Origin of the sequence: Paracidovorax wautersii (genome assembly GCF_900113035.1) — a bacterium.
Lineage (GTDB): Bacteria > Pseudomonadota > Gammaproteobacteria > Burkholderiales > Burkholderiaceae_C > Paracidovorax > Paracidovorax wautersii.
The window spans coordinates 256505-281913 of sequence record NZ_FONX01000002.1; the positions used below are offsets into that span (position 1 = coordinate 256505).

21 protein-coding genes are annotated in these 25409 nt (G+C 71.2%); 8 read left to right on the top strand and 13 right to left on the bottom strand.

Going from position 1 to position 25409, the window contains the following annotated elements:
- Positions 1-11: 11 nt before the first annotated feature.
- From glcF to BM070_RS03750, 4 genes are all read right to left on the bottom strand, one after another.
- Positions 12-1271: a glycolate oxidase subunit GlcF gene (gene glcF / locus BM070_RS03735; RefSeq protein ID WP_092937723.1), complete on the bottom strand. Its 1260-nt coding sequence runs from the start codon at positions 1269-1271 to the stop codon at positions 12-14.
- Positions 1272-1311: 40 nt separating this feature from the next.
- A complete protein-coding gene (locus BM070_RS03740) occupies positions 1312-2130 on the bottom strand; it encodes a YoaK family protein (RefSeq protein ID WP_092937725.1) in 819 nt (272 codons plus the stop codon).
- Positions 2131-2144: 14 nt separating this feature from the next.
- On the bottom strand, positions 2145-3272 hold the full coding sequence (glcE, locus tag BM070_RS03745) for a glycolate oxidase subunit GlcE (RefSeq protein WP_092937727.1): 1128 nt from the start codon (positions 3270-3272) through the stop codon (positions 2145-2147).
- A 97-nt stretch (positions 3273-3369) separates the two neighbouring features.
- Complete coding sequence (locus BM070_RS03750; protein ID WP_092937729.1) at positions 3370-4302, bottom strand: SMP-30/gluconolactonase/LRE family protein; 933 nt, start codon at positions 4300-4302, stop codon at positions 3370-3372.
- A gap of 189 nt (positions 4303-4491) precedes the next feature.
- Here BM070_RS03750 and BM070_RS03755 point away from each other — a divergent pair, with 189 nt between their 5' ends.
- From BM070_RS03755 to BM070_RS03765, 3 genes are read left to right on the top strand one after another with little or no spacing between them, the layout of a single operon-like run.
- Positions 4492-6708, top strand: coding sequence for an ATP-binding protein (locus tag BM070_RS03755; protein ID WP_245785097.1), 2217 nt, complete (start codon positions 4492-4494; stop codon positions 6706-6708).
- A complete protein-coding gene (locus BM070_RS03760) occupies positions 6701-7159 on the top strand; it encodes a response regulator (RefSeq protein WP_092937731.1) in 459 nt (152 codons plus the stop codon). Before BM070_RS03755 ends, BM070_RS03760 begins: the two co-directional genes overlap by 8 nt.
- 37 nt (positions 7160-7196) lie before the next feature.
- On the top strand, positions 7197-9758 hold the full coding sequence (locus BM070_RS03765; RefSeq protein WP_353615600.1) for a response regulator: 2562 nt from the start codon (positions 7197-7199) through the stop codon (positions 9756-9758).
- Between the two features lie 267 nt (positions 9759-10025).
- Here BM070_RS03765 and amt read toward each other — a convergent pair whose 3' ends face one another.
- Positions 10026-11465: an ammonium transporter gene (amt, locus tag BM070_RS03770; RefSeq protein ID WP_092937735.1), complete on the bottom strand. Its 1440-nt coding sequence runs from the start codon at positions 11463-11465 to the stop codon at positions 10026-10028.
- Positions 11466-11514: 49 nt separating this feature from the next.
- Positions 11515-11853, bottom strand: coding sequence for a P-II family nitrogen regulator (gene glnK, locus BM070_RS03775; protein ID WP_092937737.1), 339 nt, complete (start codon positions 11851-11853; stop codon positions 11515-11517).
- A 249-nt stretch (positions 11854-12102) separates the two neighbouring features.
- Between glnK and BM070_RS03780 the strand changes: the two genes are divergently transcribed.
- Positions 12103-13647 carry a YifB family Mg chelatase-like AAA ATPase gene (locus BM070_RS03780; RefSeq protein WP_092937739.1) on the top strand — a complete coding sequence of 515 codons (1545 nt, stop codon included), beginning with the start codon at positions 12103-12105 and terminating at the stop codon, positions 13645-13647.
- A 218-nt stretch (positions 13648-13865) separates the two neighbouring features.
- Complete coding sequence (locus BM070_RS03785; RefSeq protein ID WP_092937741.1) at positions 13866-14675, top strand: alpha/beta fold hydrolase; 810 nt, start codon at positions 13866-13868, stop codon at positions 14673-14675.
- A 167-nt stretch (positions 14676-14842) separates the two neighbouring features.
- Here the strand turns inward: BM070_RS03785 and BM070_RS03790 are convergent, their stop codons facing one another.
- Genes BM070_RS03790 through BM070_RS03805 form a run of 4 tightly spaced genes read right to left on the bottom strand, consistent with a single transcriptional unit; the run spans position 14843 to position 19533 of the window.
- Positions 14843-15592, bottom strand: a complete 750-nt coding sequence (locus BM070_RS03790) for an ABC transporter ATP-binding protein (protein WP_092937743.1) — start codon at positions 15590-15592, stop codon at positions 14843-14845.
- Positions 15589-16374, bottom strand: coding sequence for an ABC transporter ATP-binding protein (locus BM070_RS03795; protein ID WP_092937745.1), 786 nt, complete (start codon positions 16372-16374; stop codon positions 15589-15591). Before BM070_RS03795 ends, BM070_RS03790 begins: the two co-directional genes overlap by 4 nt.
- Positions 16371-18281 (bottom strand): ABC transporter permease, encoded by a 1911-nt coding sequence (locus tag BM070_RS03800; RefSeq protein ID WP_092937747.1) that lies wholly within the window; start codon positions 18279-18281, stop codon positions 16371-16373. The genes BM070_RS03795 and BM070_RS03800 overlap by 4 nt, the downstream gene beginning before the upstream one ends.
- Before the next feature lie 28 nt (positions 18282-18309).
- Positions 18310-19533 carry an ABC transporter substrate-binding protein gene (locus tag BM070_RS03805; RefSeq protein WP_092937749.1) on the bottom strand — a complete coding sequence of 408 codons (1224 nt, stop codon included), beginning with the start codon at positions 19531-19533 and terminating at the stop codon, positions 18310-18312.
- Positions 19534-19778: 245 nt separating this feature from the next.
- Here BM070_RS03805 and BM070_RS03810 point away from each other — a divergent pair, with 245 nt between their 5' ends.
- Positions 19779-20552, top strand: coding sequence for a ferredoxin--NADP reductase (locus BM070_RS03810; RefSeq protein WP_092937751.1), 774 nt, complete (start codon positions 19779-19781; stop codon positions 20550-20552).
- A 145-nt stretch (positions 20553-20697) separates the two neighbouring features.
- Here BM070_RS03810 and BM070_RS25240 read toward each other — a convergent pair whose 3' ends face one another.
- Together BM070_RS25240 and BM070_RS03820 are read right to left on the bottom strand one after the other, a co-directional pair.
- Positions 20698-21507, bottom strand: coding sequence for an outer membrane lipoprotein (locus tag BM070_RS25240; protein ID WP_092937753.1), 810 nt, complete (start codon positions 21505-21507; stop codon positions 20698-20700).
- A gap of 168 nt (positions 21508-21675) precedes the next feature.
- Positions 21676-22638: a YihY/virulence factor BrkB family protein gene (locus BM070_RS03820; protein ID WP_092937755.1), complete on the bottom strand. Its 963-nt coding sequence runs from the start codon at positions 22636-22638 to the stop codon at positions 21676-21678.
- Between the two features lie 174 nt (positions 22639-22812).
- On the opposite strand from BM070_RS03820, the gene BM070_RS03825 reads away from it, so the two are divergent.
- Both BM070_RS03825 and BM070_RS03830 read left to right on the top strand, forming a co-directional pair.
- Positions 22813-23331, top strand: coding sequence for a shikimate kinase (locus tag BM070_RS03825; RefSeq protein ID WP_092937757.1), 519 nt, complete (start codon positions 22813-22815; stop codon positions 23329-23331).
- Positions 23332-23403: 72 nt separating this feature from the next.
- Positions 23404-24807 carry a GntP family permease gene (locus BM070_RS03830; RefSeq protein WP_092937759.1) on the top strand — a complete coding sequence of 468 codons (1404 nt, stop codon included), beginning with the start codon at positions 23404-23406 and terminating at the stop codon, positions 24805-24807.
- 81 nt (positions 24808-24888) lie between these two features.
- Here BM070_RS03830 and BM070_RS03835 read toward each other — a convergent pair whose 3' ends face one another.
- Positions 24889-25257 (bottom strand): HdeA/HdeB family chaperone, encoded by a 369-nt coding sequence (locus BM070_RS03835; protein ID WP_092937761.1) that lies wholly within the window; start codon positions 25255-25257, stop codon positions 24889-24891.
- Positions 25258-25409 lie beyond the last annotated feature (152 nt).

The window sequence follows — 25409 nt, forward strand, 5'->3', positions numbered from 1 at the left end:
AGGCCCCGGCGTCAGCGGCCGATCAGCGCCTCGTCCAGCACCTCCACCCAGTGGCGCACGGGCACGTCGGTGCCGCTTTGCAGGTGGGTGATGCAGCCGATATTGGCCGACAGGATGGCGGCGGGTTTCTCGCCTTCGGCGAAGGCGTCGTCCAGCGCGGCGAGCTTGCGGTCGCGCAGCGGGTAGGCCAGTTCGGGCTGCAGGACCGAATAGGTGCCGGCCGAGCCGCAGCACAGGTGCGATTCGGTGCGCGCCGTGCGCACGCGGAAACCCAGCGCGGTGAGGTGCGCCTCCACCCCGCCGCGCAGCTTCTGGCCGTGCTGCAGGGTGCAGGGCGGGTGGTAGGCCAGCAGCGCCTGGGCGGGGTCGATGCGGCCCTGCAGCCGCTCGGCCAGTTCGGGCAGCAGATCGGGCAGCAGCTCCGACAGGTCGCGGGCCAGGGCGCTGATGCGGGCGGCGCGCTCGGCGTACTGCGCATCGCCGCGCAGCAGGTGGCCGTAGTCCTTGACCATCACGCCGCAGCCCGAGGCGTTGACCACGATGCTCTCGACGCCGCCCTGGGCATCCACGTAGGGCCACCAGGCATCGATGTTGGCGCGCGCCTGGTCCAGGCCGCCGGCCTGGTCGTTCAGGTGGAACCTGACCGCGCCGCAGCAGCCGGCCTGCGGGGCGATCACGGTCTGGATGCCGGCGGCGTCGAGCACGCGCGCCGTGGCGCGGTTGATGTTGGGCATCATCGCGGGCTGCACGCAGCCGGCCAGCATCAGCACCTTGCGGGCGTGCTCGCGCACCGGCCAGGCGCCGGCCTGCTGCGGCGCGGGTACCTTGGCGCGCAGCGACTCGGGCAGCAGGCTGCGCACGGCCTGGCCGGCCTTCATGGCGGGGCCGAAGAGGGGCGAGGGCAGCCCTTCCTTGAGCGCCCAGCGCTTGGCGCGCTCGGCCAGCGGGCGCGGCACCCGCTCGTCCACCAGCTTGCGGCCGATGTCCACCAGGTGCCCGTACTGCACGCCGCTCGGGCAGGTGCTCTCGCAGTTGCGGCAGGTCAGGCACCGGTCCAGGTGCTGCTGCGTCTTGCGCGTGGGCTCGGCGCCTTCGAGCACCTGCTTGATCAGGTAGATGCGGCCGCGCGGGCCATCCAGCTCGTCGCCCAGCAGCTGGTAGGTGGGGCAGGTGGCGGTGCAGAAGCCGCAATGCACGCACTTGCGCAGGATGGCTTCGGCCTCCTGCCCTTCGGGCGTGCCCTGGTATTGGGGGGCTAGCGTGGTTTGCATCGTGGTCTTGTGGGTGGGGAGCGGGCGGGAGAGGGCGCGGTCAGCGCGGCGGCGGGGCGTCGTCGGAGGCGTGCCGGGCCGGGCGCCGCAGGCGCAGCCAGCCGAAGGTCCATTCGCGCAGGGCGCGGTTGCGGCGCAGGTCGTCCAGGTAGGCGGGCAGCGACAGCCACAGCAGCAGCGCGGCCAGCGGCAGCACGCAGATGAAGCCCACGTACTTGAAGCCGGCCGCGCCGGCCACGCCGCCCAGCACGAAGGCCAGGATCAGCCCGCCGAAGAGCCGCACGCGCTGCAGGTTGGGCTGCACGCGGTTGGCCTGGGTGCGCTTGCGGTTCCAGTAGAGGGCCTTGCCGATCTCGATGCCCAGATCGGTGAAGTTGCCCGTCATGTGCGTGGTGCGGATCTTGCCGCCCGAGACCTTGGAGGCCACCGCGTTCTGCACGCCCATCATGAAGGACAGCAGCAGCACCGTCAGCGGCACGGCGAAGGGCGTGGTCCATTCGAGCGTGATGGCGCCCATCAGGCCGAAGGGCAGCATCAGCGCGGCCTCCAGCAGCAGGGGCAGGGCGTAGAGGTGGCGCAGCCGGTACTGCCGGCCCCAGTTGATCTGGATGGCGGCGGTGGCCGCGCCGGCCAGGAAGGAGACGATGGCCCCCAGCGCGCCGAGCAGCATCTGCATGTCGCCCATCACCAGCGAGTCCGCCACCTGCGAGGTGAAGCCCGTCATGTGCGAGGTGTACCGGGCCAGCAGCAGGAAGCCGCCCGCATTCACCGCGCCGGCGTTGAAGGCCAGCAGCAGGCCCAGCATGCGGTTGGTGAAGTGCGTCCGGTGGAGTCCGGTCAGGTGGCGCAGCAGCCGCATGGCGACAGACGGGCTCAGCAACCGAGCCGGCCGGGATTGAAGATGCCGGCGGGATCGAAAGCCTGGCGCAGCCGCGCATGGATCTGCGCCAGCGCCGGGGATTGCAGGCCAAAAGTGCCTTCTGCGCTTGCTGGGTCTGCGCTTGCAGCTATGAAAAGCGTAGCGTCACCGCCCATGCCGCGGGCGGCCGAGCGCAGCGCCTCGCCGTGTTCCGGCGCGGCCTGCACCCAGCGCAGCGCGCCGTGCCATTCGACCAGCGGCGGCGCGACCCCGGTGGGCAGCGCCAGCACCGGCGCGGTGGCGGGCACCGACAGGCGCCAGAGCGCCTGGCCGGGCGTGCGGGCGGCGAACCAGGGCAGGGCCTGGTCGCGGCAGTCGGCCCAGGCCTGCACGGCCTCGGCGTCGGGCACGCGCTCGCCGCCCAGCGTGCGGCAGGCGGCCTGCACGGCGGCGGTGGCCCCGCGCAGGCGCAGGTGCAGCGTGCCCGGGCCGTCGGAGCCGGCGCTGCCCGGGGCATCGGCCTGCCAGCGGCTGGCGTTCAGGGGCAGGGGCTGGCCGCCCCAGGCGTGCAGCCGCTCCAGCGCCTGGGCCTGGGTGCAGGCAAAGCGCAGGGTGGCGTCGGCCGGCGGCACGGGCAGCACCTTCAGGCTCACTTCGGTGACGACGCCCAGCGTGCCCCAGGCGCCCACCATCAGGCGCGAGACGTCGTAGCCCGCTACGTTCTTCATCACCTGGCCGCCGAAGCGCAGCAGCTCGGCGCGGCCGTTGACGATCTCCAGCCCCAGCACGTAGTCGCGCACCGCGCCCACGCTGGCGCGCGCCGGGCCCGAGAGGCCCGCGGCCACCATGCCGCCGACGGTGGCGCCGGGCGCGAAATGCGGGGGCTCGAAGGGCAGGCACTGGCCCTGGGAGGCCAGCAGGGCCTGCAGCTCCGCCAGCGGCGTGCCGGCGCGGGCGGTGACGACCAGCTCGCTGTGCTCGTAGCTGATGATGCCTGCGAGCGGGCGCAGGTCGAGCACCTCGCCTTCCAGCACGGCACCGCCGTGAAAGTCTTTGGTGCCGCCGCCGCGCAAGCGCAGCGGGCGGCGGTCGGAGGCGCTGGCTCGCACGCGCTCCACGATCTGGCTGAGGGCTGAATCCATGCCGGGGATAGTACGGCAGTGCCCCGCGCAGGGGCCGGCGGCCGGGCTTGAATTTTTTGAACGGGGCGCGTGAGGTTTGCCCGGAGGGCGGCGAGCCTCAGTGCGCGCCGGCGTCGAAGAAGGCCACCGGCAGGCCCGGCACTTCCACCCGCGTCGAGACGATGCAGCCCGACTGCGGCAGCGCGGCCAGCTCGTCGGCCGGGCGGCCGTGGCTGGCGGAGGTGACGAACAGCGTGCGCCCGTCGTCGCCGCCCAGGCAGGGCATGGTCGGGCAGCGCAGGGGCAGGGCGAGGTCGGCCAGCACCTCGCCCCGGGGCGAGAGGCGCACCACGCGCTCGCCTTCGTAGAGCGCGCTCCAGTAGGCGCCTTCGGCATCGACGCTCGCGCCATCGGGGCGGCCGCCATAGCCCGTCTGGCCGGGCTGCCAGCCGGCCGGCTTGGGCTCGAAGCTGCGCAGCACGCGGGGCGCGCCCTGGGGCATCAGGTCGCCATCGCAGGCCCAGGCATGGACGGTGTGCGAGGGCGTGTCGCACCAGTACATGGTGCCGCCGTCGGGCGACCAGGCCAGGCCGTTGGCGGTGGCCGCGCCGTCCAGAACGCGGCGCACCGTGGCCGGGCCGGTGCCGCGCGCGTCGATGCAGTAGAGCGCCGCGACGCGCTGGCGCGGCCCGGCCTGGGGTTCGTGGATGGAGCCGACCCAGAAGCGGCCCAGCGCATCGCACTTGCCGTCGTTGGCGCGCTGGGTGGCCGGGTCGAAGGGCAGGCGGGCGATGGGCTCCAGCGTGCCCTGCCACTGCCGGGCCAAAACGACCTCGGCACGCAGCGCCAGCACCAGGCCGCCGCCGGGCACCGGGGCGATGCAGCCGGGCTCGGTGGGCATGGGCCAGTGCTCGACGGCGCCGGAGGCCGGGTCCAGCCGCGACACCCGGCGCCCGGAGATGTCCACCCAGTACAGGCGCCGCTCGTCGGGGTGCCAGAAGGGCGATTCACCCAGTTGGGAAGGCTCGGTGGTGGCGGCGGTCCAGGTCATGCGGCGGGGTTCCTTGAAAGCGGTTTGAGGCGGGGGCAGGGGGCCTGCCGAGGGAATCTAACCCAACCTCCCATGCTCGGCGCTGGCATGATCGGCGCTTCGCGGCGTCACCGGAGCGACGGCGGCGCCTGGTTCCCGGCCCCGTTCCCCGGCCTTGTCCTGCGCGCTGATTTTCATCGGCCTTACGTCTTGAAACCGATTCCCGACCTCCATTTCTGCGACCGCGAGCCCATCCGAGTGCCCGGCGCCATCCAGCCGCACGGCCGCATGCTGGTGCTGGACGGCACCACCCAGGCGCTGCAGGCCTGGAGCGCCAACTGGGCCGACATCGCGCCCATCGCCCTGAGCGTGCTGGATGCCCAGCTGCTGGGCGACACCCCGGCGGACGGCTCTTCGGTGCAGGTGGGCGTGATGGATCTGGCCGGCCGCCGCCACGTCTGCTGGGCGCACCGCAATGCCACGCAGCTGATCGTGGAATGCGAGCCGCAGGCGGAAGTGCCGCGGCCCGAGGCGCCCATCTACGGCCTGGCGCGCGACTTCCTGCCCCGGCTGCAGGCCGCAGGCACGGTGCAGGCGCTGGTCGATCTGGCCGCGCAGGAGCTGCAGCGCCTGACGGGCTTCGGCCGCACGCTGGTCTATCGCTTCGACGCCGAAGGCCACGGCGAAGTGCTGGGCGAGGCGCTGATGCCCGGCTACGAGAGCTACCTGGGGCTGCATTTCCCGGCCTCCGACATTCCCCAGCAGGCGCGCGCGCTCTACCTGTCCAACCGCTTCCGGCTGATCCCTGACGCCAACTACCAGGCCGTGCCGCTGCTGGCCGCGCCGGACGGCCCCGCCCCTGGGGAGATCGATCTGTCGCAGGCCTTCCTGCGCAGCGTCTCGCCGGTGCACCTGGAATACATGCGCAACATGGGCACGCTGGCATCCATGTCGGTGTCCATCGTGGTCGATGGGCGCCTCTGGGGCCTGGTGTCCTGCCACCACCACGAGCCGCGCCTGCTCGAATCCAGCGTGCGCGCCGCCTGCAGCCACCTGGGCCAGCTGCTGTCGATGCAGATCGAGGCCAAGCAGGCCAATGCCGAGGTGGAGGCCCGCCTGGACCTGCGCCAGCTCACCCTGCAGCTGGTCGCCCACCTCGCGGACAGCGACGCCAGCCTGCGCCGCATCCTGGAGGAGCCCGCCGTGCTGCTGCGCATGGCCCGCGCCAGCGGCGCCGCCGTGGTGCTGGACGAGCAGGCCTGGACCACGGGCGAGACGCCACCGCCCCCGGCGCTGCTGGAGCTGGCCGGCTGGATCGCGGGGCTGGGCTCCGAGGTCTATCAGAGCGACGAGCTCGCGGCCCACTACGCGCCGGCCGCCGGCTGGCAGGGCACGGCAGCCGGCGTGCTGGCCATCTCCATCTCGCAGGTGCACCGCCACGTGATCCTGTGGTTCCGGCCCGAAGTGGTGCAGACCGTGACCTGGGCGGGCGATCCGCGCAAGTCGTCGCAGCCCGATGCGGGCGGGCGCATCCACCCGCGCCTGAGCTTCCAGCGCTGGGCCCAGCAGATCGGCGGCCGCTGCCTGCCCTGGTCGGGCGCCGAGGTGTCCGCCGCGGGCGAGCTGCGGCAGGCGCTGATCGGCATCGTGCTGCGGCGCGCCGAGGAACTGGCCGCCATCGCCAACGAGCTGGGCCGGGTCAACAAGGAGCTGGAGGCGTTCTCGTACACCGTCTCGCACGACCTGCGCGCGCCCATGCGCCACATCGCGGGCTATGTCGATCTGGTGATGGACACCGAGGGCGCGGCCCTGAGCGAGCGCGCCCACCGCTACATGCGCCACGTCAAGAGCGCCGCGGCCTTCGCCGGGCAGCTGGTGGATGCGCTGCTCGACTTCTCCCGCATGGGGCGCACCGCGCTCAAGCTCAAGCGGGTGGAGACCGCCGGTCTGGTGCAGGGCCTGGCGCGCGAGCTCTCGCGCCACGAGCCCGGGCGCCGCATCGAATGGCGCATCGCGCCCGACCTGCCCGAGCTGACCGCCGACCCGCTGCTCTTGCAGGTGGCGGTGCGCAACCTCATGGGCAATGCCGTCAAGTACAGCCGCGACCGCGACCCGGCCGTCATCACCGTGCGCGCCCTGCGTCGCCCCGAGGGCGAGGGCCTGGAGGTGGAGGACAACGGCGTGGGCTTCCAGATGCAGTACGTGGGCAAGCTCTTCAACGTCTTCCAGCGGCTGCACCAGAGCGATGAGTTCGAGGGCACGGGCATCGGCCTGGCCAACGTTAAGCGCATCGTGGAGCGCCACGGCGGCCAGGTTTGGGCCTGGGGCGAGCCGGGACAAGGCGCCCGCTTCGGCTTCGTTCTGCCCGAAGCCCGGCAAAATGCCGGCATGCATTCCCCCGATGGAGCCTCGGCCGATCATGCTTAAACCGATTCTGCTGGTCGAAGACGACCTGCGCGACCAGGAACTCACGCTGCTCGCGCTGGAGCGCAGCCAGCTGGCCAACGAAGTCGTGGTGCTGCGCGACGGCGCCGAGGCGCTGGCCTATCTGCGCCGCGAGGGCGAGCATGCGGTCCGCGAGGAGGGCAATCCCGCCGTCATCCTGCTGGACCTGAAGCTGCCCAAGGTCAACGGGCTCGAAGTGCTGGAGGCCGTGCGCAACAGCCCGTCGCTGCGCAGCATCCCGGTGGTCATGCTGACCTCCTCGCAGGAAGAGTCCGACCTGCTGCGCAGCTACGAGCTGGGCGTCAACGCCTACGTGGTCAAGCCCGTCGAATTCAAGCAGTTCGTCTCGGCGATCGCCGACCTGGGCGTGTTCTGGGCGGTGCTCAACGAGCCGCCGCCGGGTTCGCTGCGGGCCAGCCGCCGCTATGACTGAGCCGGCGGCGGCCTCCCCAGTGCCTTCCCAGCAGCCCTTGCAGGTCCTCCTTCTGGAGGATTCGGCCTTCGACGCCGAGCTGCTGCACGAGGCGCTGCTCGCCGCCTATCCCCGCGCCCGGCTGGAGCTGGTGGGCGACGGCGCGGGCTTCGCGGCCGCGCTGGAGCGCGGCGGCATCGACATCATCCTGTCCGACCACGAACTGGGGGGCTACAGCGGCACCGAGGCCCTGGCCCTCGCGCGCGAGCGCGCGCCCGAGGTGCCGTTCATCTTCGTATCGGGCGTGATCGGCGAGGACAACGCGGTCGAGCTGCTCAAGCGCGGCGCCCGGGACTACGTGAGCAAGGGCCGCCTCTCGCGCCTCGCCTCGGTGCTGGACCGCGCGCTGCGCGAGGTGGCCGAGCGCCAGGCCCGCGCCGCCGCCGAGCGCGAACTGCGCGCGGCCAAGGACGAGGCCGAGCGCCTCACGGCCGAGCTGGCCGAGCGCGTGCGCGAGGTGGAGGCCGGCCAGGCCCGCCTGCGCGCCGCCACCGATGCGGGCGGCCTGGGCGTCTGGCAGCTCGACCTGGTCCGCAACGAGCTGATCGCGTCCGCCCACTGCAAGCGCCATTTCGGCCGCGACGAAGACCGGCCCTTTTCCTACGAGGAACTGCTGGAGGCCGTCCATCCCGACGACCGCCCGCGCATGCTGGCCGCCGTGGCGCACACCATGGCCTCGGGCGATGACTACCGCATCGAATACCGCATCGTGCGGCCCGACGGGCAGCTGGCCTGGGTGCGCGTCGTGGGCCGGCTCGAGAAGAACGCCCAGGGCCGCCCGATCAACATCGCCGGCATCTCGCAGGAGATCACCGACACCATGCTGTCGCTGCGCCGCGCCGAGCTGCTGGACTACCTGGACCGCGAGGTCTATGGCGTCATCCCCGATCCGCGCGAGATCGCCTACCGCGCCGCCGAGGCGCTGGGGCGCGCGCTGGACGTGAGCCGCGCCGGCTACGGCCTGGTCGATCGCAAGTCGGAGACCATCACCATCGAACGCGACTGGAACGCGCCCGGCATCCAGACGCTGGCCGGCACCCTGAGCTTTCGCGACTACGGCAGCTACATCGACGACCTGAAGCGCGGCGAGACGGTGGTCTTCGCCGACGCGCGCCGCGACCCGCGCACCCGCGACAACGCCGATGCGCTGATCGCCATCAGCGCCCAGTCGGTCATCAACCTGCCGGTGAGCGAGGAGGGCGGCCTGGTCGCCCTGCTCTACCTCAACCATGAAAGCGCCCGGCACTGGACGGCGGAAGAGCTGAGCCTCATCCGCGACGTGGCCCACCGCACGCGGCATGCCGTGGAGCGGCGCCGCGTCGAGCAGAAGCTGCATGCGCTGGCCAACTCGCTCGAACGCAAGGTGCAGGAGCGCACGGCCGAGCTGATGAAGTCCGAGGCCGCGCTGCGCCAGTCGCAGAAGATGGAAGCCGTGGGCCAGCTCACGGGCGGGCTGGCGCACGACTTCAACAACATCCTGGGCGCCATCTCCGGCGCGCTCGAACTGCTGCGGCGCAACCTGGGCCCGGAATCGCCCGGCATCCGCTACGTGGACATCGGCCAGAACGCCGCCAAGCGCGCCGCCGCGCTGACCCACCGGCTGCTGGCCTTCTCGCGCCGGCAGACGCTGGAGCCCAAGGTGCTGAAGGTCCACCAGCTGATCGCGGGCTTCGACGAACTCGTGCGCCGCACCATCGGCCCGCAGATCGCGCTGGACGTGATCGCCGGTGAGCGCGTGTGGCCCGTGCAGGCCGACCCGGGCCAGCTGGAGAACGCGCTGCTCAACCTCTGCATCAACGCCCGCGACGCCATGCCGGGCGGCGGGCGGCTGGTGATCGAGGCGGCCAACCGCACCATCGACGGGCCCGTCCCCAGCGAGGACGACATCTCCCCCGGCCAGTACGTCTCCATCTCCGTGAGCGACAACGGCACCGGCATGCCCGCCGACGTGATGGCGCGGGCCTTCGACCCCTTCTTCACGACCAAGCCCCTGGGCGTGGGCACCGGCCTGGGCCTGTCCATGGTCTATGGCTTCGCGCGCCAGTCGGGCGGGCAGGTGCGGATCTATTCGGAAGTTGGTGCCGGCACCACGGTGTGCATCTACCTGCCCCGCTACCAGGGCGCCGACCTGCCGGTGGAAGACGCCGGCGCGCCGCCGGCGCCGGTGGGCCCCGTGGGCCGCGGCGAGACCATCCTGGTCGTGGACGACGAGGCCCCGGTGCGGCTGCTGATGGTGGAGATGCTGCGCGAGATGGGCTTCCAGGTGCTGGAGGCCGAAGACGGCCCCCGGGCGCTGGAGGTGCTCAAGCGCCATGCGGACGTCGCCCTGCTGGTCACCGACGTGGGCCTGCCCGGCGGCATGAACGGCCGGCAGGTGGCCGATGCGGCGCGCGAGCTGGACCCGGCGCTGCGCGTGCTGTTCGTGACCGGCTACGCCGAAAGCGCCGTGCTCAGCCACGGCCACCTGCCCGCAGGCATGCAGGTGCTGACCAAGCCCTTCGAGCTGCAGGTCTTCGGCCAGCGCATCCAGGCGCTGGTGCAGTCCGCTGCGGGACGGTAACGGCTTCCAGCCTGCCTGACCGGCTTGCCCGCCTCCGCGGCTACAGCGGCGTCCCTGATCCCGCCGGCCGATTCCCCCGGCCCTTCGCTGCTCCGCGGCCCGTCGCTGCCTCTTCCTGCTTCCCTCAACGGCCCGCGCGGGCAAAAAAAAGGCCCGCCGGGCGGCGGGCCAAATATCCATAGAGGAGTCACTCGTCAATGAACCCCGTCGGGGGTTCGGCTTACCACCCACCCGATGCCACCAGACACCGGGCGGGATCGGGTGGCATCAACGGTGGTAGGCCGTTTCGCCATGAGAGGTGATGTCCAGGCCTTCGCGCTCGGCTTCTTCGCTGACGCGCAGGCCCACCAGCAGATCGGCGATCTTGTAGGAGATGAAGGCCACGACGCCGGACCACACGAGGGTCAGCAGCACGCTCTTGACCTGGATCCAGACCTGTGCGCCCATGCTGAACGTGTCGGGGGTCAGGCCACCCGTGCCGCCCAGGCTCTGCGATGCGAACACGCCGGTCAGGATGGCACCCAGGATGCCGCCCGTGCCGTGCACGCCGAACACGTCGAAGGCGTCATCGGCACCCAGCAGGCGCTTGAGGCCACCCACGCCCCAGAGGCAGACCACGCCAGCCAGCAGGCCCATCACGATGGAGCCCATGGGGCCCACGAAGCCGGCAGCGGGCGTCACGGCCACGAGGCCGGCCACGGCGCCGGAGGCAGCACCCAGCATGGAGGCCTTGCCCTTGTGCAGGGCTTCGGCACCGATCCAGGACAGCGTGGCGGCAGCGGTGGCCAGCACGGTGTTCACGAAGGCCAGGCCCGCGTTGGCGTTGGCGGCACCGGCGGAGCCGGCGTTGAAGCCGAACCAGCCCACCCACAGCAGCGAGGCGCCCACCATGGTCAGCGTCAGCGAGTGGGGCGTGAAGGCTTCCTTGCCGAAGCCCAGGCGCTTGCCCACCATGTAGGCGCCCACCAGGCCGGCGATACCGGCGTTGATGTGCACCACGGTGCCGCCGGCAAAGTCCAGCGCGCCGTCGGCGCCCAGCAGGCCGCCGCCCCACACGATGTGGGCCATGGGCACGTAGCTGAAGGTGAACCACAGCACCGAGAAGATCAGCACGGCGGCGAACTTGATGCGCTCGGCGAACGAACCCACGATCAGCGCCACGGTGATGGCGGCGAAGGTGCCCTGGAACGCGAAGAACACGTATTCAGGGATGGTCGTCAGCGCGCCGAAGGTCTCCTGGGTCACGCCCTTGAGGAACAGCTTGTCGAAGCCGCCGAAGAACTTGCCCTCGCCCGAGAACGCCAGGCTGTAGCCGTAGATGGCCCAGAGCAGCGACACCAGCGAGAAGATCACGAACACCTGCATCAGCACCGACAGCATGTTCTTGGAGCGGCCCAGGCCGCCGTAGAACAGTGCCAGGCCGGGGATGGTCATCAGGATGACCAGCAGCGTGGAGGTCAGCATCCAGGCGGTGTCGCCGGAATCGACCTTGGGCGCGGGTGCGGCAGCCGGTGCGGCGGCAGCGGGCGCTGCGTCGGCCTTGGCCGGCTCGGCGGCGGCGGCGGGGGCCGGCGCTGCAGCGGATGCGGCTTCGGCGGGCGCCGTCGCGGCGGCGGGTTCGGAGGCGGCGGGCGCCTGGGCCAGCACGGCGGTGCCGGCGGTCATCAGGCTCAAGCCCAGAAGGCAGGAAGCAAGCAGTTTTTTCATGGCGGTACTCGGGATGTGTATCGGGGTACGGGGCGTGTGCGGCCGGCTTTTAGAGGGCTTCCTTGCCGGTTTCGCCGGTGCGGATGCGCACCACCTGCTCCAGGTGGCCCACGAAGATCTTGCCGTCGCCGATCTTGCCGGTGCGCGCTGCGCCTTCGATGGCTTCGATGACGCGCTCGACCAGCTCGTCCGCCACGGCGGCCTCGATCTTGACCTTGGGCAGGAAGTCCACCACGTACTCGGCGCCGCGGTACAGCTCCGTATGGCCCTTCTGGCGTCCGAAGCCCTTGACCTCGGTCACGGTGATGCCTTGCACACCGATGTCCGACAGGGCTTCGCGCACCTCGTCGAGCTTGAAGGGTTTGATGATGGCTGTCACCATTTTCATTTGCGTTTCCTCCGGGTCGGGCGCGGCGCGCCTGCTGTGAGTGGGTATCAGGATAGGGGGCACAAAGCATGGAACGTGCCATCGCCCTCGGAAATGTGTCCCCGCCCGCCCGGCGGGCTTACAGTCCTGGCCTGTACCGTCGCGTTACCCTTTACGCATGCCGTAACGTGATGCACTGTAATGGTGCAAACAAGAAAGCCATGCATGGGGATGTGTCCCCGATGCACCTGTCTGGGGAGGGGTGTCGATATGAGTCTTGCTTTGGTGCAAAGCCGTGCGCTGCTGGGGCTGCAGGCGCCTGCGGTCACCGTCGAAGTGCATCTGGCCAACGGCCTGCCCAGCTTCACGCTGGTGGGCCTGGCCGAGGTGGAGGTCAAGGAGGCGCGCGAGCGCGTGCGCTCGGCGCTGCAGAACGCGGGGCTGGAGTTTCCGGCCAACAAGAAGATCACCGTCAACCTGGCGCCTGCCGACCTGCCCAAGGATTCGGGCCGCTTCGACCTGCCGATCGCCCTGGGCATCCTCGCGGCCAGCGGCCAGATCGATGCGGCGCGGCTGGCCGGACACGAGTTCGCGGGCGAGCTGTCGCTCTCGGGCGAACTGCGCGCCGTGCGCGGCGCCCTGGCCACCAGCCTGGCGCTGCGCACGCTGGGCGAGGCCCCGCGCATGGTGCTGCCGTCCGGCAGCGCCGAAGAGGCCGCGCTGGTGCCGGACACCGAGGTCTATCGCGCCCGCCACCTGCTGGACGTGGTGCGGCACTTCCTGCCCGCAGGGCAGGGCGCTGCGGCGCCTGACGACGAAGGCGAGGGCGGCTGGGCCCGCGTGCTGCCCGCGCCCCCGCCCGTGCGGGCGCCCGAAGCCGACCTGGCCGACGTCAAGGGCCAGGCCGCCGCGCGCCGGGCGCTGGAGATCGCCGCCGCCGGCGGCCACGGCCTCTTGCTGGTGGGGCCGCCCGGCTCGGGCAAGTCCATGCTGGCGCACCGCTTCGCCTCGCTGCTGCCGGCCATGACGGTGCAGGAGGCGCTGGAGAGCGCGGCCGTGGCCAGCCTGGCCGGCCGCTTCGACGCCAGCCGCTGGATGCAGCGAACCACGGCCCATCCGCACCACACCTGCAGCGCGATCGCCCTGGTGGGCGGCGGCTCGCCCCCGCGCCCGGGCGAGATTTCGCTGGCCCACGAAGGCGTGCTCTTCCTGGACGAATTTCCCGAGTTCGCCCGCACCGCGCTGGAGGCGCTGCGCGAGCCGCTGGAGACGGGCCGCATCACCATCGCGCGGGCCGCGCGGCGGGCGGACTTTCCGGCGCGGTTCCAGCTCATCGCGGCGATGAACCCGTGCCCCTGCGGCTTCCAGGGCTCGCCACAGCGCGCCTGCCGGTGCACGCCCGACCAGGTGGCGCGCTACCAGGGCAAGCTCAGCGGCCCGCTGCTGGACCGCATCGACCTGCATGTGGAAGTGCCCGCCGTGCCGGCCGAGGAACTGCTGGGCGCGCCGCCCGGCGAATCCAGCGCCGCCGTGCGCGCGCGGGTGGAGGCTGCGCGGGAACGCGCCGTGGCCCGCCAGGGCAAGCCCAACCAGGCGCTGCAGGGCCGCGAGATCGACGCCCACCTGCTGCTGGACGATGTCGCCGGGCGCTTTCTGCAGGACGCCGCGCAGCGCCTGGGCTGGTCGGCCCGCAGCACGCACCGGGCGCTCAAGGTGGCCCGCACCATCGCCGACCTGGCCGGCGCCGAGCGCATCGGCGTGGCGCATGTGGGCGAGGCGGTGCAGTACCGGCGGGTGCTGCGCGGCGCGCACTGACATCGGGCGCCCCGGGCCCGGGGCGGTCGCTGGACGTGCGCCGGGCCCCTGGGCGGGAGAGGCTGCGCGCGGGCCTGGAAGTTTTCAGCAAACGCCTCCATAGAAAAGATTGTGTTCAATTTAATTGGGTTAAATGTGAATATCCGGGCTCACCGGCAGCGCATGCCGATGAGCCCCCTCCGCTTTTCCCTCCCTCTCTCTTTCCAGTGAGTCGCCCCATGAAGTTCCAACGCACCGCCGTCTTCGCCTCCATCGCCTTCGCCGTGGCCGCCGCCGCCAGCTCCGCTGCCTTCGCGCAGGCACCGGCGCCGCAGGCGCAACCGCAGCAGCAACAGCCGGCCAGGCCGTCCGTGGTCATCGTCCACGGCGCCTTCGCCGATGGCTCCGACTGGGCCAAGGTCATTCCGCTGCTGCAGGCCAAGGGCGTGAACGTGGTGGCGGTGCAGAACCCGCTGACCTCGCTGGAAGACGACGTGGCCGCCACCCAGCGCGCCCTGGCGCTGCAGCCCGGCAAGGTCGTGCTGGTGGGCCATTCGTGGGGCGGCGTGGTCATCACCCAGGCCGGTGCCGATCCGAAGGTCTCGGGCCTGGTCTATGTGGCCGCGCTGGCGCCGCAGGCCAACCAGTCGGCCGGCGAGATGATCAAGGCCTACCCGCCCGCGCCCGGCTTCGCCTTCATCACGGCCGATGCCTCGGGCTACCTGCGCATGACGCCCGAAGGCATCGCGCGCCACTTCGCGCAGGACGTGCCGGCCAGGACCACGGCCGTGATGGCTGCGACGCAGGGGCCCGTCAACGGCAAGGCCTTCGAGCAGAAGGTGAGCGTGGCGGCCTGGCAGAGCAAGCCCTCCTGGTACATCGTGAGCAGCAAGGACCACATGATCCAGCCCGAGCAGCAGGTGGCCATGGCTCGCGACATCGGCGCCCAGGTGACCACGCTGGCGACCAGCCACGTGCCCCAGCAGTCGGCGCCGGCCAAGGTGGCGGCGGTGATCCTGGAGGCGGTCAACAGCGCCACGACGCGCTGAGGCGGTCGGCCCGGCGGTACCGGCAGGCCGAGTGCAGGGCGCGGTGGATGGCAGAACCTTCCAGCCGTTCCCATTCCGTTGAGATGCTATTCAAAAGATAGCTGCATACCCAGATGTATCAAGGGCTGTAGCCTGATTGGGCTGCCATGGCCTGCCCGCCGGCAGGCCTACACCCCCAGGTAGGCCCGCCGCACGGCGCCGTCCGCCGCCAGCTCCGCCATGGGTGCGGCATGCACGATGCGGCCCTTTTCCAGCACGTAGGCGCGGTCGGCCACGGCTTCGGCCAGGGTCAGGTTCTGCTCGCTCAGCAGAATGCCGATGCCCTGGCGCTTGAGCTGCAGGATGGTCTGCGCCATCTGCTCCACGATGAGCGGCGCCACGCCTTCGGAGGGCTCGTCCAGCAGCACGGCCAGGGGCTGGCCCATCAGGGTGCGGGCCACCGTCAGCATCTGCTGCTCGCCGCCGCTCATGCGGCCGCCTGCGCGCCTGGGCATCTCGCCCAGGTTGGGAAAGAGCGCGAAGAGCCGCTCGGGCGTCCAGAGGGGCGCAGGGCTGCCGTCGGGCCAGCGGCGCGGCGGCTGGCGGCCGACTTCCAGGTTCTCCAGCACGCTCAGGTCGGTGAAGATGCGGCGCTCCTCCGGCACGTAGCCCAGGCCGCGCCGCGCGATCTGGTGCGGCGCCAGGCGCGACACGTCCTGCCCCAGCAGGCGCACCGCGCCCTGGCGGCGCGCCACCAGCGCGGCGATGCTTTTCAAGGTGGTCGATTTGCCCGCGCCGTTGCGCCCCATCAGCGCCACGACCTCGCCACGGCCCACCTGCAGGCTCACGCCGAAGAGGATCTGCGCAGCGCCGTACCAAGCCTGCAGGCCTTCGACCTCCAGCAGCGGCGCAGCCGTGTTCGCGTGCGGCCCCGTCATGCCGCGGCCTCCTGCCCGGCCTGCCGCAGCCGGGCCGCCAGCGTGCCCGTGCCCAGGTAGGCCGCCTGCACCCGCGCATCGGCCTGGATGGCGGCGGGCGCGCCTTCGGCCAGGATGCGGCCGCGCACCATCACGATCACGCGGTCGGCCTGCTGGAAGACCACGTCCATGCTGTGCTCGGTGAACAGCACGCCCATGCGGCGCTCCTGCGCCAGCTCGCGCGTGAGGGCCATCAGCGCGACGCGCTCGGCCGGCGCCATGCCGGCGGTGGGTTCGTCCATCAGCAGGAGGCGCGGCGCATGGGCCAGCGCCATGGCGAGCTCCACGCGCTTGACGTCGCCGTAGGCCAGCTCGCTGCAGGGGCGCGCGGCCTGGGCGCGCATGCCCACGCGCTCCAGCAGGGCCAGCGCGTCCGCCACGCGGTGCGTGTGGGCCGGACGCCAGAAGTCGAACACGCGCCGGTCGGCCGCCAGCAGCGCCATCTGCAGGTTCTGCAGCACGGTGAGCGAGGAGAAGGTCTCCGCGATCTGGAAGGTGCGGCCCACGCCCCGGCGCCAGATGGCGCGCGGCGGCAGGCCGGCGATGCTCCGGCCGTCGAGCAGGATCGATCCCGCATCGGGCCTGAGCTGCCCGCCCACCAGGTTGAAGGTGGTCGATTTGCCCGCGCCGTTGGGGCCGATCAGCGCCAGCAGCTCGCCCGGCGCGATGGAAAAGCCCACGCCGTCCACCGCCTGCACGCCGCCGAAGGCCTTGGCCAGGCCGCTCACCTGCAGCAGGCTCATGGCTGCGCCTCCGGCTTCGCTTTGTTTTTCATGGCAAGCAGCCCGCGCAGCGATTGCGCAAAGCCCGCAATCCCCTGCGGAAACAGCAGCACCAGCACCAGCATGGTCGCGCCCAGCACGGCGCGCCAGTAATCGGTGTGGCGGGCGATGGTGTCGTGCAGCCAGGTGAAGGCCGCCGCGCCCGCCAGCGGGCCGGCCAGCGACTGCACGCCGCCCAGCAGCACCATGACCAGCCCATCGACCGACTGGCCGACCGACAGCGCCCCGGGCGAGACGCCGCCCTTGGAAAGCGCGTAGAGCGCCCCGGCCAGCCCGGCGGCCATGCCCGCCGCCACGAAGCCCGCCCAGCGCAGCCGGTGCACGTCGATGCCGATGGCATCCGCCCGCAGGGCCGAATTGCGCGCCGCGCGCAGCGCCAGCCCGAAGGGCGACTGCAGCAGCCGGCGCAGCGCCCAGATGCCGCCGGCCACGCAGGCCAGCACCAGCCAGTAGAAGGCGGGGCCCTCGGCCAGCCAGCCCTGGGGCCACACGCCGGTGATGCCGTTGCTGCCGCCGGTCACCGCGTCCCACTGGAATGCGATGGCCCAGGTGATCTGCGCGAAGGCCAGCGTCAGCATCGCCAGATACACGCCCGAGAGGCGCACGCAGAACCAGCCGTAGGCCAGCGCGAAGGCGCCGCCCGCCAGCGGCGCCAGCGCCAGCGCGGCCGGCACGGGCAGGCCCGCCGTGCGCACCAGCAGCGCCACCGCATAGGCGCCCACGCCGAAATACGCCGCATGGCCGAAGGAATGCAGGCCGGCCGGCCCCATCAGCGCATGCAGGCTGGCGGCGAAGAGCGCGGCGATCAGCATGTCCTGCATCAGCACCGTGGCATAGGGCCAGGCGCTGGCCGCCACGGGCAGCAGCGCCAGCGCCGCCACGCCGGCCACGGCGCCCCAGCGGGCCGCGCGGCTGGCCGGGCACGGCGGGGCCTCGGCCGGGGCTGCGAGGCGCGGCACGGCCTGCGGCCGGCCCAGCAGGCCCCAGGGGCGCCAGACCAGCACGGCGGCCATCACCAGGAATTCGACCACCAGCGTGAGGCACGGAAAGGCGATGGCCACGCCCGCCACTTCCACCACGCCCAGCCAGATGCACACCGCCTTCAGCTCCGCGATCAGCAGCGCCGCCACGAAGGCGCCGGGCAGCGAGCCCATGCCGCCCACCACCACCACCACGAAGGCGGCGCCGATGGTGGCCATGTCCATCTCCAGGTTCGCCGGCTCGCGCGGCAGCTGCAGCGCGCCGCCCAGGCCGGCCAGCAGCGCGCCCAGCGCGAACACGGCGGTGAAGAGCCAGGCCTGGTTCACGCCCAGCGCGCCGACCATCTCGCGGTCCTGCGTGGCGGCGCGCACCAGCGTGCCCCAGCGCGTGCGGTGCAGCAGCAGCCAGAGCAGGGCCAGCACCAGCGGCCCCACGCAGATCAGGAACAGGTCGTAGGCCGGGAACTGCCGGCCCAGCAGCGGCACCGCGCCTTCCAGCCCCGGCGCGCGCGGGCCGAACAGCTCTTCCGGGCCCCAGGCCCAGAGCACTGCGTCCTTGATGACCAGCACCAGCGCGAAGGTGGCCAGCAGCTGGAAGAGTTCGGGCGCGCGGTAGATGCGGCGCAGCAGCGCCACTTCCACCAGCGCGCCCAGCAGCCCCACGGCCAGCGGCGCCAGCAGCAGCGCGGGCCAGAAGCCGATGCCGGGTGCCAGGCGATCGACCAGCGAATAGGCCGCGTAGAGGCCCAGCATGGTGAACGAGCCATGCGCGAAGTTGACGATGCGCGTCACGCCGAAGATGAGCGACAGGCCCACCGCCACCAGAAAGAGGGTGGAAGCGCCCGCCAGCCCGTTCAGCAGCTGCAGCAGCAGGCCGGAGAGATCCATGCGCGAAAGGGAGGGAAGGGCGGGCCGCTCAGTTCGCGGCGGCAGGCCGCAGCTGGCGCACCTGCGCGTCGGAGGGCTGGTACTTGGCGCCGTCCAGGTAGCGGAAGTCCACCATCACGCCCTTGCCGCCCTCGTTCTTCGTCGTGCCGACGAAGGCGCCCATGGTGGATTGGTGGTCCTGCGCGCGGTAGGTGATGGGGCCGAAGGGCGTGTTCACCTGCAGGCCGCGGAAGGCGGCGATCAGGCGCTCGGTGTCGGCCGAACCGGCGCGCTGCAGGCCGGCGGCCAGCGAGAGCACGGCGTTGTAGCCCACGACCGATCCGGCGCGCGGGTAGTCGCCGAAGCGCTTCTGGTAGGCCGCGAGGAAGGCCTTGTGCTCGGGCGTCTGGATGCCCTGCCACGGGTAGCCGGTGACGATCCAGCCGTTGGGCGTCTCGCCCTTGAGGGTGTCCAGGTACTCGGGCTCGCCCGAGAGCAGGCTCACCACGCTGCGGCCCTGGAACAGGCCCCGCGTGTTGCCTTCGCGCACGAACCTGGCCAGATCGGCGGCGAACAGCACGTTGAAGATCGCGTCGGGCTTGGCATCGGCCAGCGCCTGCACCACGCTGCCCGCATCCACCTTGCCCAGCGGCGTGGCCTGCTCGGCGACGAACTCCACGTCGGGCTGGGCGGCCTTCATCAGCGTCTTGAAGGTGGCCACGGCCGACTGGCCGTATTCGTAGTTGGGATAGACGATGGCCCAGCGCTTCTTGCGCAGCTGCACCGCCTCGGGCACCAGCATGGCCACCTGCATGTAGGTGGAGGGCCGCAGGCGGAAGGTGTAGCGGTTGCCGTTCTCCCACACGATCTTGTCGGTGAGCGGCTCGGCCGCGAGGAAGAACACCTTCTTCTGCCGCGCGAAGTCGGTCAGCGCCAGGCCCACGTGCGAGAGGAAGCTGCCCATGAGCACGTCCACCTTCTCGTGGGCCAGCAGTTCCTCGGCGGCGCGCACGGCGTCGCCCGGGTTGCCGTTGTCGTCGCGCGTGACCAGCTCCAGCTTCTTGCCCTGCACGCCGCCGCCCGCGTTGATCTGCTCCAGCGCCAGCTCCATGCCCTTCTTGTAGGGCTCCAGGAAGGCCGGCTGGGCCTTGTAGCTGTTGATCTCGCCGATCTTGTACACGCTTTGCGCCTGGGCATGGGCGGCGGGCAGCAGGGCGGACGAGGCGAATGCGGCCAGCAGGGCGGCCAGGTGAGAGCGGCGGGTCGAAGGCATGGTGTGAGGTCTTAGGTCGAGGACGGCATGAGCTTCAGCGGAAATGGAATGTACCCGCCCCGCCGGTTTGCCCGACAATGCTGGGGTTTGCCCGCACGGCAGGGGGCAGCTTCAGGAACGGCGAAGGCGGCGCCTATGGCGCGCGGCCCTTCGGTCCCTTCCGGCCACCGGCCCTGCCCCGATACGGGTTCGCCGCCGCCCCTGATCTTCCCGATCTCCTCTTTCTACCCGGATACAGCCATTCCATGAGCGCTTTTCTCGAAGAACGCGTCCTGACCGTTCACCACTGGACCGACCGCCTGTTCTCCTTCACCACCACGCGGGACCCGGCCCTGCGTTTCTCCAACGGCCACTTCACCATGATCGGCCTGAAGGTGGACGGCAAGCCCCTGCTGCGCGCCTATTCCATCGCCAGCCCCAACTACGAGGAACACCTCGAGTTCCTGTCGATCAAGGTGCCCGAAGGCCCGCTGACCTCGCGCCTGCAGAACATCCAGGTGGGCGACACCATCATCGTCGGCAAGAAGCCCACCGGCACGCTGCTGATCGACTACCTGCTGCCCGGCAAGAACCTGTATCTGATCGGCACCGGCACGGGCCTGGCCCCCTGGCTGGCCGTGGCCCGCGACCCCGAGACCTACGAGCGCTTCGACAAGGTCGTGGTGGTGCACGGCGTGCGCCAGGTCGAAGAGCTGGCCTACCAGCAGCTGTTCGAGAAGGACCTCGCCGAGCATGAATTCCTGGGCGAGATCCTCAAGGACAAGCTGGTCTATTACCCCACCGTCACCCGCGAGCCCTTCCGCAACCAGGGCCGCATCACCGACCTGATCGAAGACGGCACCTTCCCCGCCAACATCGGCCTGCCCGCGCTGGACCCGGCCAACGACCGCGTCATGCTCTGCGGCAGCCCCGCCATGCTGGCCGACCTGAAGGAGATGCTGGAAAAGCGCGGCTTCAACGAAGGCAACACCAGCACGCCGGGCGACTTCGTCGTCGAGCGCGCCTTCGTCGAGAAATAAGCCCTCCCAGCCCGCAAGGCACGCGCGGCGTGCGGCAGGCAGCCTTCTGCCGCGCAGCCGCACGAGAAAAGAAAAAGGCCGGCCCGGAATCGCTTCCGGGCCGGCCTTTTGCGTTGCCTGCCGCCACCGGGGCGGCTTCGGCGGGTCAGTAGGTGTTGTTCACCACGCGCATCGGCTGGTTGTTGCCGTAGTAGCCGGCGTCGCTGCCACCCTGGTAGACCTGGAAGGAGCCGCCATCCACGCGCACCGGCGTGCCCTGGGCCACCGGCTGCGAACGGGTGAAGGTGCGGATCGAGCCGTCATCCATGCGCACGCGGATCTGGTAGGCCGTGGTGGTGCGGGTGCGCTGCTCCACCGTGTGGCCCAGATAGCCGCCGCCCAGGGCGCCGATCAGCGTGGCTGCGGTACGGCCGTTGCCCTTGCCCACCTGGTTGCCCAGCACGCCGCCGAGCACGCCGCCGGCGATCGCGCCGACGCCCGTGGCCGGAGCGGCCTCCTGCACGGCCTGCACCGATTCCACGCGGCCGCAGCTGGCGCACACGGGCGCACGGGCCACCGGCTGGGCCGAGACCGGGCGGGAATACGAAGGCGATCCATAGCCGCCCTGGGCGTAATCCTCGCGGCCCGAGCCGCTGCGCACGCGGGTCGCTCCTTGATGGATAGCCGCCTGCGGGCGCTGCACCTGGGCTGCGGGGGCATTCTGTGCCGTGGCTGCCTCAGCCTGGGCGACGCGCGTGTCGGCCGCGGCCGGTGCTGCGAGCGCAGCCACGGGCTGGGCCGGCACGGCATCGCGGTGGGTCTGCTGCACGATCAGCGTGGCGCCCAGGGCCAGCACGCTGGCGCCCAGCGCGCCGATGGCCGCCCACATCCATTTGGCTGATGCGCCCCCCGGGCCGGTGGCGCCGGGCGTGGACGAAGAAGAAGCCGAATTGGGAGATTGAACGATCAGACTCATGATGAAGTCCTCCTTGGAGTTGTCGCCGCAGCGTACCGCCAGGGATGCTTTACAAGCCGGGTCTATTTGTAACCGCCGTAAGAGCGCGTGGCAGCGCTGTAGGCCGGCGCCTCGCCCGCGCACCGCATGTCGCAGGCAGGCCACATCGACGGATGCGGCCTCGGCCGTTCAGGCCGTGCGTGCCTGCTCTGCGGCTTGTCGCTCCTCGCCCTGGCGCTTCTGCAGGCCGGCGTGCCTGGCGTATTCCTCGCGCGTTTCCTGCAGCGCGCGTGCGCAGGCGGCGGCGAAGAGCAGCACCGCCGACGAGAAGAAGATCCACATCAGCAGCACCACCAGCGAGCCCGCCGCGCCGTAGGCCGAGACCACGGCCGCCGTCGAGAGATAGAACGCCAGCAGCTGCTTGCCCACCGTGAACAGGATGGCGCCCACCACCGCGCCGAACACCAGGCAGGTCATCGACGGCTTGGGGCCGCCGCCGATGCGCATCAGCCCCACGAAAAGGCCCACCGCGATGCCGAAGGCCACCAGTTCGTTGACCACCAGCAGCAGCGTGCCCGCACCCTCGGGCAGGGTGCCGGTGGCCCAGTGGCTCACCATGTTGATGCCGGTCGAGACCACCAGCGAGATGAGCAGCAGGAAGCCGATCGCCATCACGTAGCCCAGGCCGCGCAGGCGCAGCGAGGCCATGCGCCACCAGGCGGCCTTGACCTGCGGCACCGGCTGCCCGCCCGTCCAGAGGCGTTCCAGCGCGGACTGCAGCTCCACGAACACCCCTGTGGCGCCCGAGAGCAGCAGCACGAAGCCGAAGATGGAGGCCAGCCGCCCTTCGGACGGCGCCTGCGCGCTCGCCAGCGCGGCGCGGATCACGTCCGCACCCCGGTCGCCCACCACGCTCTGCACCTGGGTGATCAGGTTGGTCTCCAGGTAGGACTTGTCGATCCACCAGCCCAGCACGCCCACCAGCAGCAGGAGCAGGGGGGCCAGGCTGAGCATGCCGTAGAACGACATGGCGGCGCTCATGCGCGGCCCGTCCACGTCCATCCACAGATTGGCGGCACGGATCAACGGCGCCACGGGGCGCAGCAGGCGCTGGGCGCGATCGGCCAGCCGGTCCTTGAGGGAGGTCGTCATGCCGGGGATTGTCGCCCTGCCGTCGGGCAGCGACTGTCAGCAGATGCCGACAGCACCGGCACTGCGGGCATGCTTGCGGCCCCCAGCGCGGCAGGGGCCGGCGGCGCCCGGCGGGCCGTACACTCGACGGCTGCCACGAAGCCCCATCCACCCGAGACAAACAGGAAAGAAAGAATGCACACGCGCTGCGCACTGGTCGGCATGCCAGGCTCCGGCAAATCGACCGTCGGCCGCCAGCTGGCCCGCCGGCTGGAGGTGCCCTTTCTGGACCTGGACCACCGGCTGGAGCAGGTGCTGGGCACCAGCATCCGCGCGTACTTCGAGCAGCACGGCGAAGACAGCTTCCGCGAGCGCGAGTCCGCCCTGCTGGCCGAAGTGGCCGCGCAGCCGGGCGACATGGTGCTCTCCACCGGCGGCGGCGTGGTGCTGCGGCCGGCCAACCGCGCCGCGCTGCGCGACTTCGGCCACGTGCTGTACCTGCGCGCCACGCCCGACGAGATCTTCAAGCGCGTGCGCCACGACAAGGCCCGCCCGCTGCTGCAGGTGGCCAACCCGCTGGAGCGCCTGCGCGAGCTCCACGCCCAGCGCGACCCGCTCTACCGCGAGGCCGCCCACTTCACCATCGAAACCGGCCGGCCCACCGTGAGCACGCTGGTCAGCATGATCGTCATGCAGCTGGAAATGGCGGCCTGACCGGCCCGGGCCCGCCCCGCGGCGGGCGGGCCGTGCAGCGCTGCGTTCATCGCTTTTCTTTCAACGACTCCCATGAACTCCCAAGACATCCAATTGCTGGCGACCGCGCTGGCCAGCGTGCTGGGGCTGGTCGCGCTCATCGTGTCGCGGCCCAGGCTGCACCCGTTGCTGGCACTGCTGCTCGTCTCCGTCGCCACCGGCCTGCTCACCGGCATGCCGCTGGACAAGCTGGTCCACGCCATCTCGGGCGGCGCGGGCAAGACGCTGGGGGCGGTGGGCCTGGTCGTGGCGCTGGGCGCCATGCTGGGCAAGATCCTGGCGGATTCCGGCGTCACCGACAGCCTGGCCAGCGCTATCCTGGAGCGGGCTTCGCGCAAGCTCCTGCCCTGGGCCATGACCGGCGTGGCCTTCATCGTCGGCATTCCGATGTTCTTCGAGGTGGGGCTGGTCGTGCTGCTGCCGCTGATCTTCGGCGTAGCCCGCAAGCTGGAGGCCGAGCAGCGCGGCGGCGGATCGGCCTATGTCTATATCGGCGTGCCCGTCATCGCCGCGCTGGCCGCCATGCACGGCATGGTGCCGCCGCATCCGGGCCCGCTCACCGCCATCGCCACGCTCAAGACCAGCGTCGGCGCCACCATGCTCTACGGCTTCATCGCCGCCATTCCCGCCATCGTGCTGGCCGGCCCGGTGTACGGCAGCTTCATCGCCCGGCGCCTGACGGTGCGCCCCGACGACGCCCTGATCGCCCAGTACGCGCCCGAACTCAAAGGGGCTGATGGCGACGCGGCCGCGCAGGGATCGCGCCCGGCGCCGCCCGGCATCGGCGTGGGCGTGCTGGCCGCCCTGGCGCCCGCGCTGCTCATGCTGCTGCACGCCGTGGGCGAGATGCTGCTGCCCAAGAGCTCGCCCCTGCTGCACTTCGCAGCCTTCGTGGGCCACCCCATCATCGCCATGCTGCTGGGCGTGATCTTCGCCGTGCTGGTGCTGCGCCCGGGCCGGCCCGAGGCGGTGCGCCGCGCGCTGAGCGACAGCATCAAGCCCGTCGCCAACGTGCTGCTCATCATCGCGGGCGGCGGCGCCTTCCAGCAGGTGCTGACCGATGCGCGCGTGGGCGACGCCATCGTCCACCTGAGCCACCAGCTGCCGGTGTCGCCGCTGCTGCTGGGCTGGCTCATCTCCATGTTGCTGTCCGTCTCCACGGGCTCGGCCACCGTCGGCATCGTGGGGGCCGCGGGCCTGCTCGCGCCGCTGGCGGCCTCCGGCACGGCGGTGAACCAGCCGCTGCTGGCGCTGGCCATCGGCTGCGGGTCGCTCTTCTTCAACTACGCCAACCACGCCGGCTTCTGGCTGGTGAAGGAATCGTTCGGCATGAGCATGGGCGAGGCCACCAAGACCATCTCGGTCGTGCAGTCCATCGTGGCGCTGGTGGGGCTGGCGATGGTGATGCTGATGAACCTGCTGCCGCCCCTGGTCTGAGCCGGCATTCCAGCCTTCTCCGCGTCCCCATCAAAAAAGGCCTGCAATGCAGGCCTTTTCTACGCCGGGACGAGGGCCCCCTTACTTGGCGTGCTTGGCCGGGTGGGCGTGGTGGGCCGCATTGGCCGGGTCGGTGGCCATGCTGCTGGCGATCACCTTCTCGTAGGCCGACTTGGTCAGGTTGACCGCGCAGAACTCGTCCAGCTGCGGCTTGATCTTGTCGATGGATTCTTCCTCGAACACCGCTTCCTTGTTGCCCTTCTTGGAGTGGCCCACGGCGTAGTAGATGAACTTGGGCTTGACGGTCTCGCTCAGCGCGATGTAGTCGGCGCAGGTCGTCTTCACGATGGGCTTGGCAGGTGCGGCTGCCGGTGCGGGCGTCTGGGCCAGCGCGGCGGTGGCGGTCACTGCGGTCAGGGCCAGTGCGGTGATGTAGGGAAGAACTCGCATGATGTCACTCCTTGGGATCGATGGTGTTGGCGGAGCGCCGTCTGGTGCCCCGTGGCCTTGCCGCCTGGAGCCGTCGTGCGGTGCGCGAGGGGCTGTCCCCTGGCGGGCTGGCTATCGACGACTTTTCAGCGACGAGTCCATCGTAGGAGCGG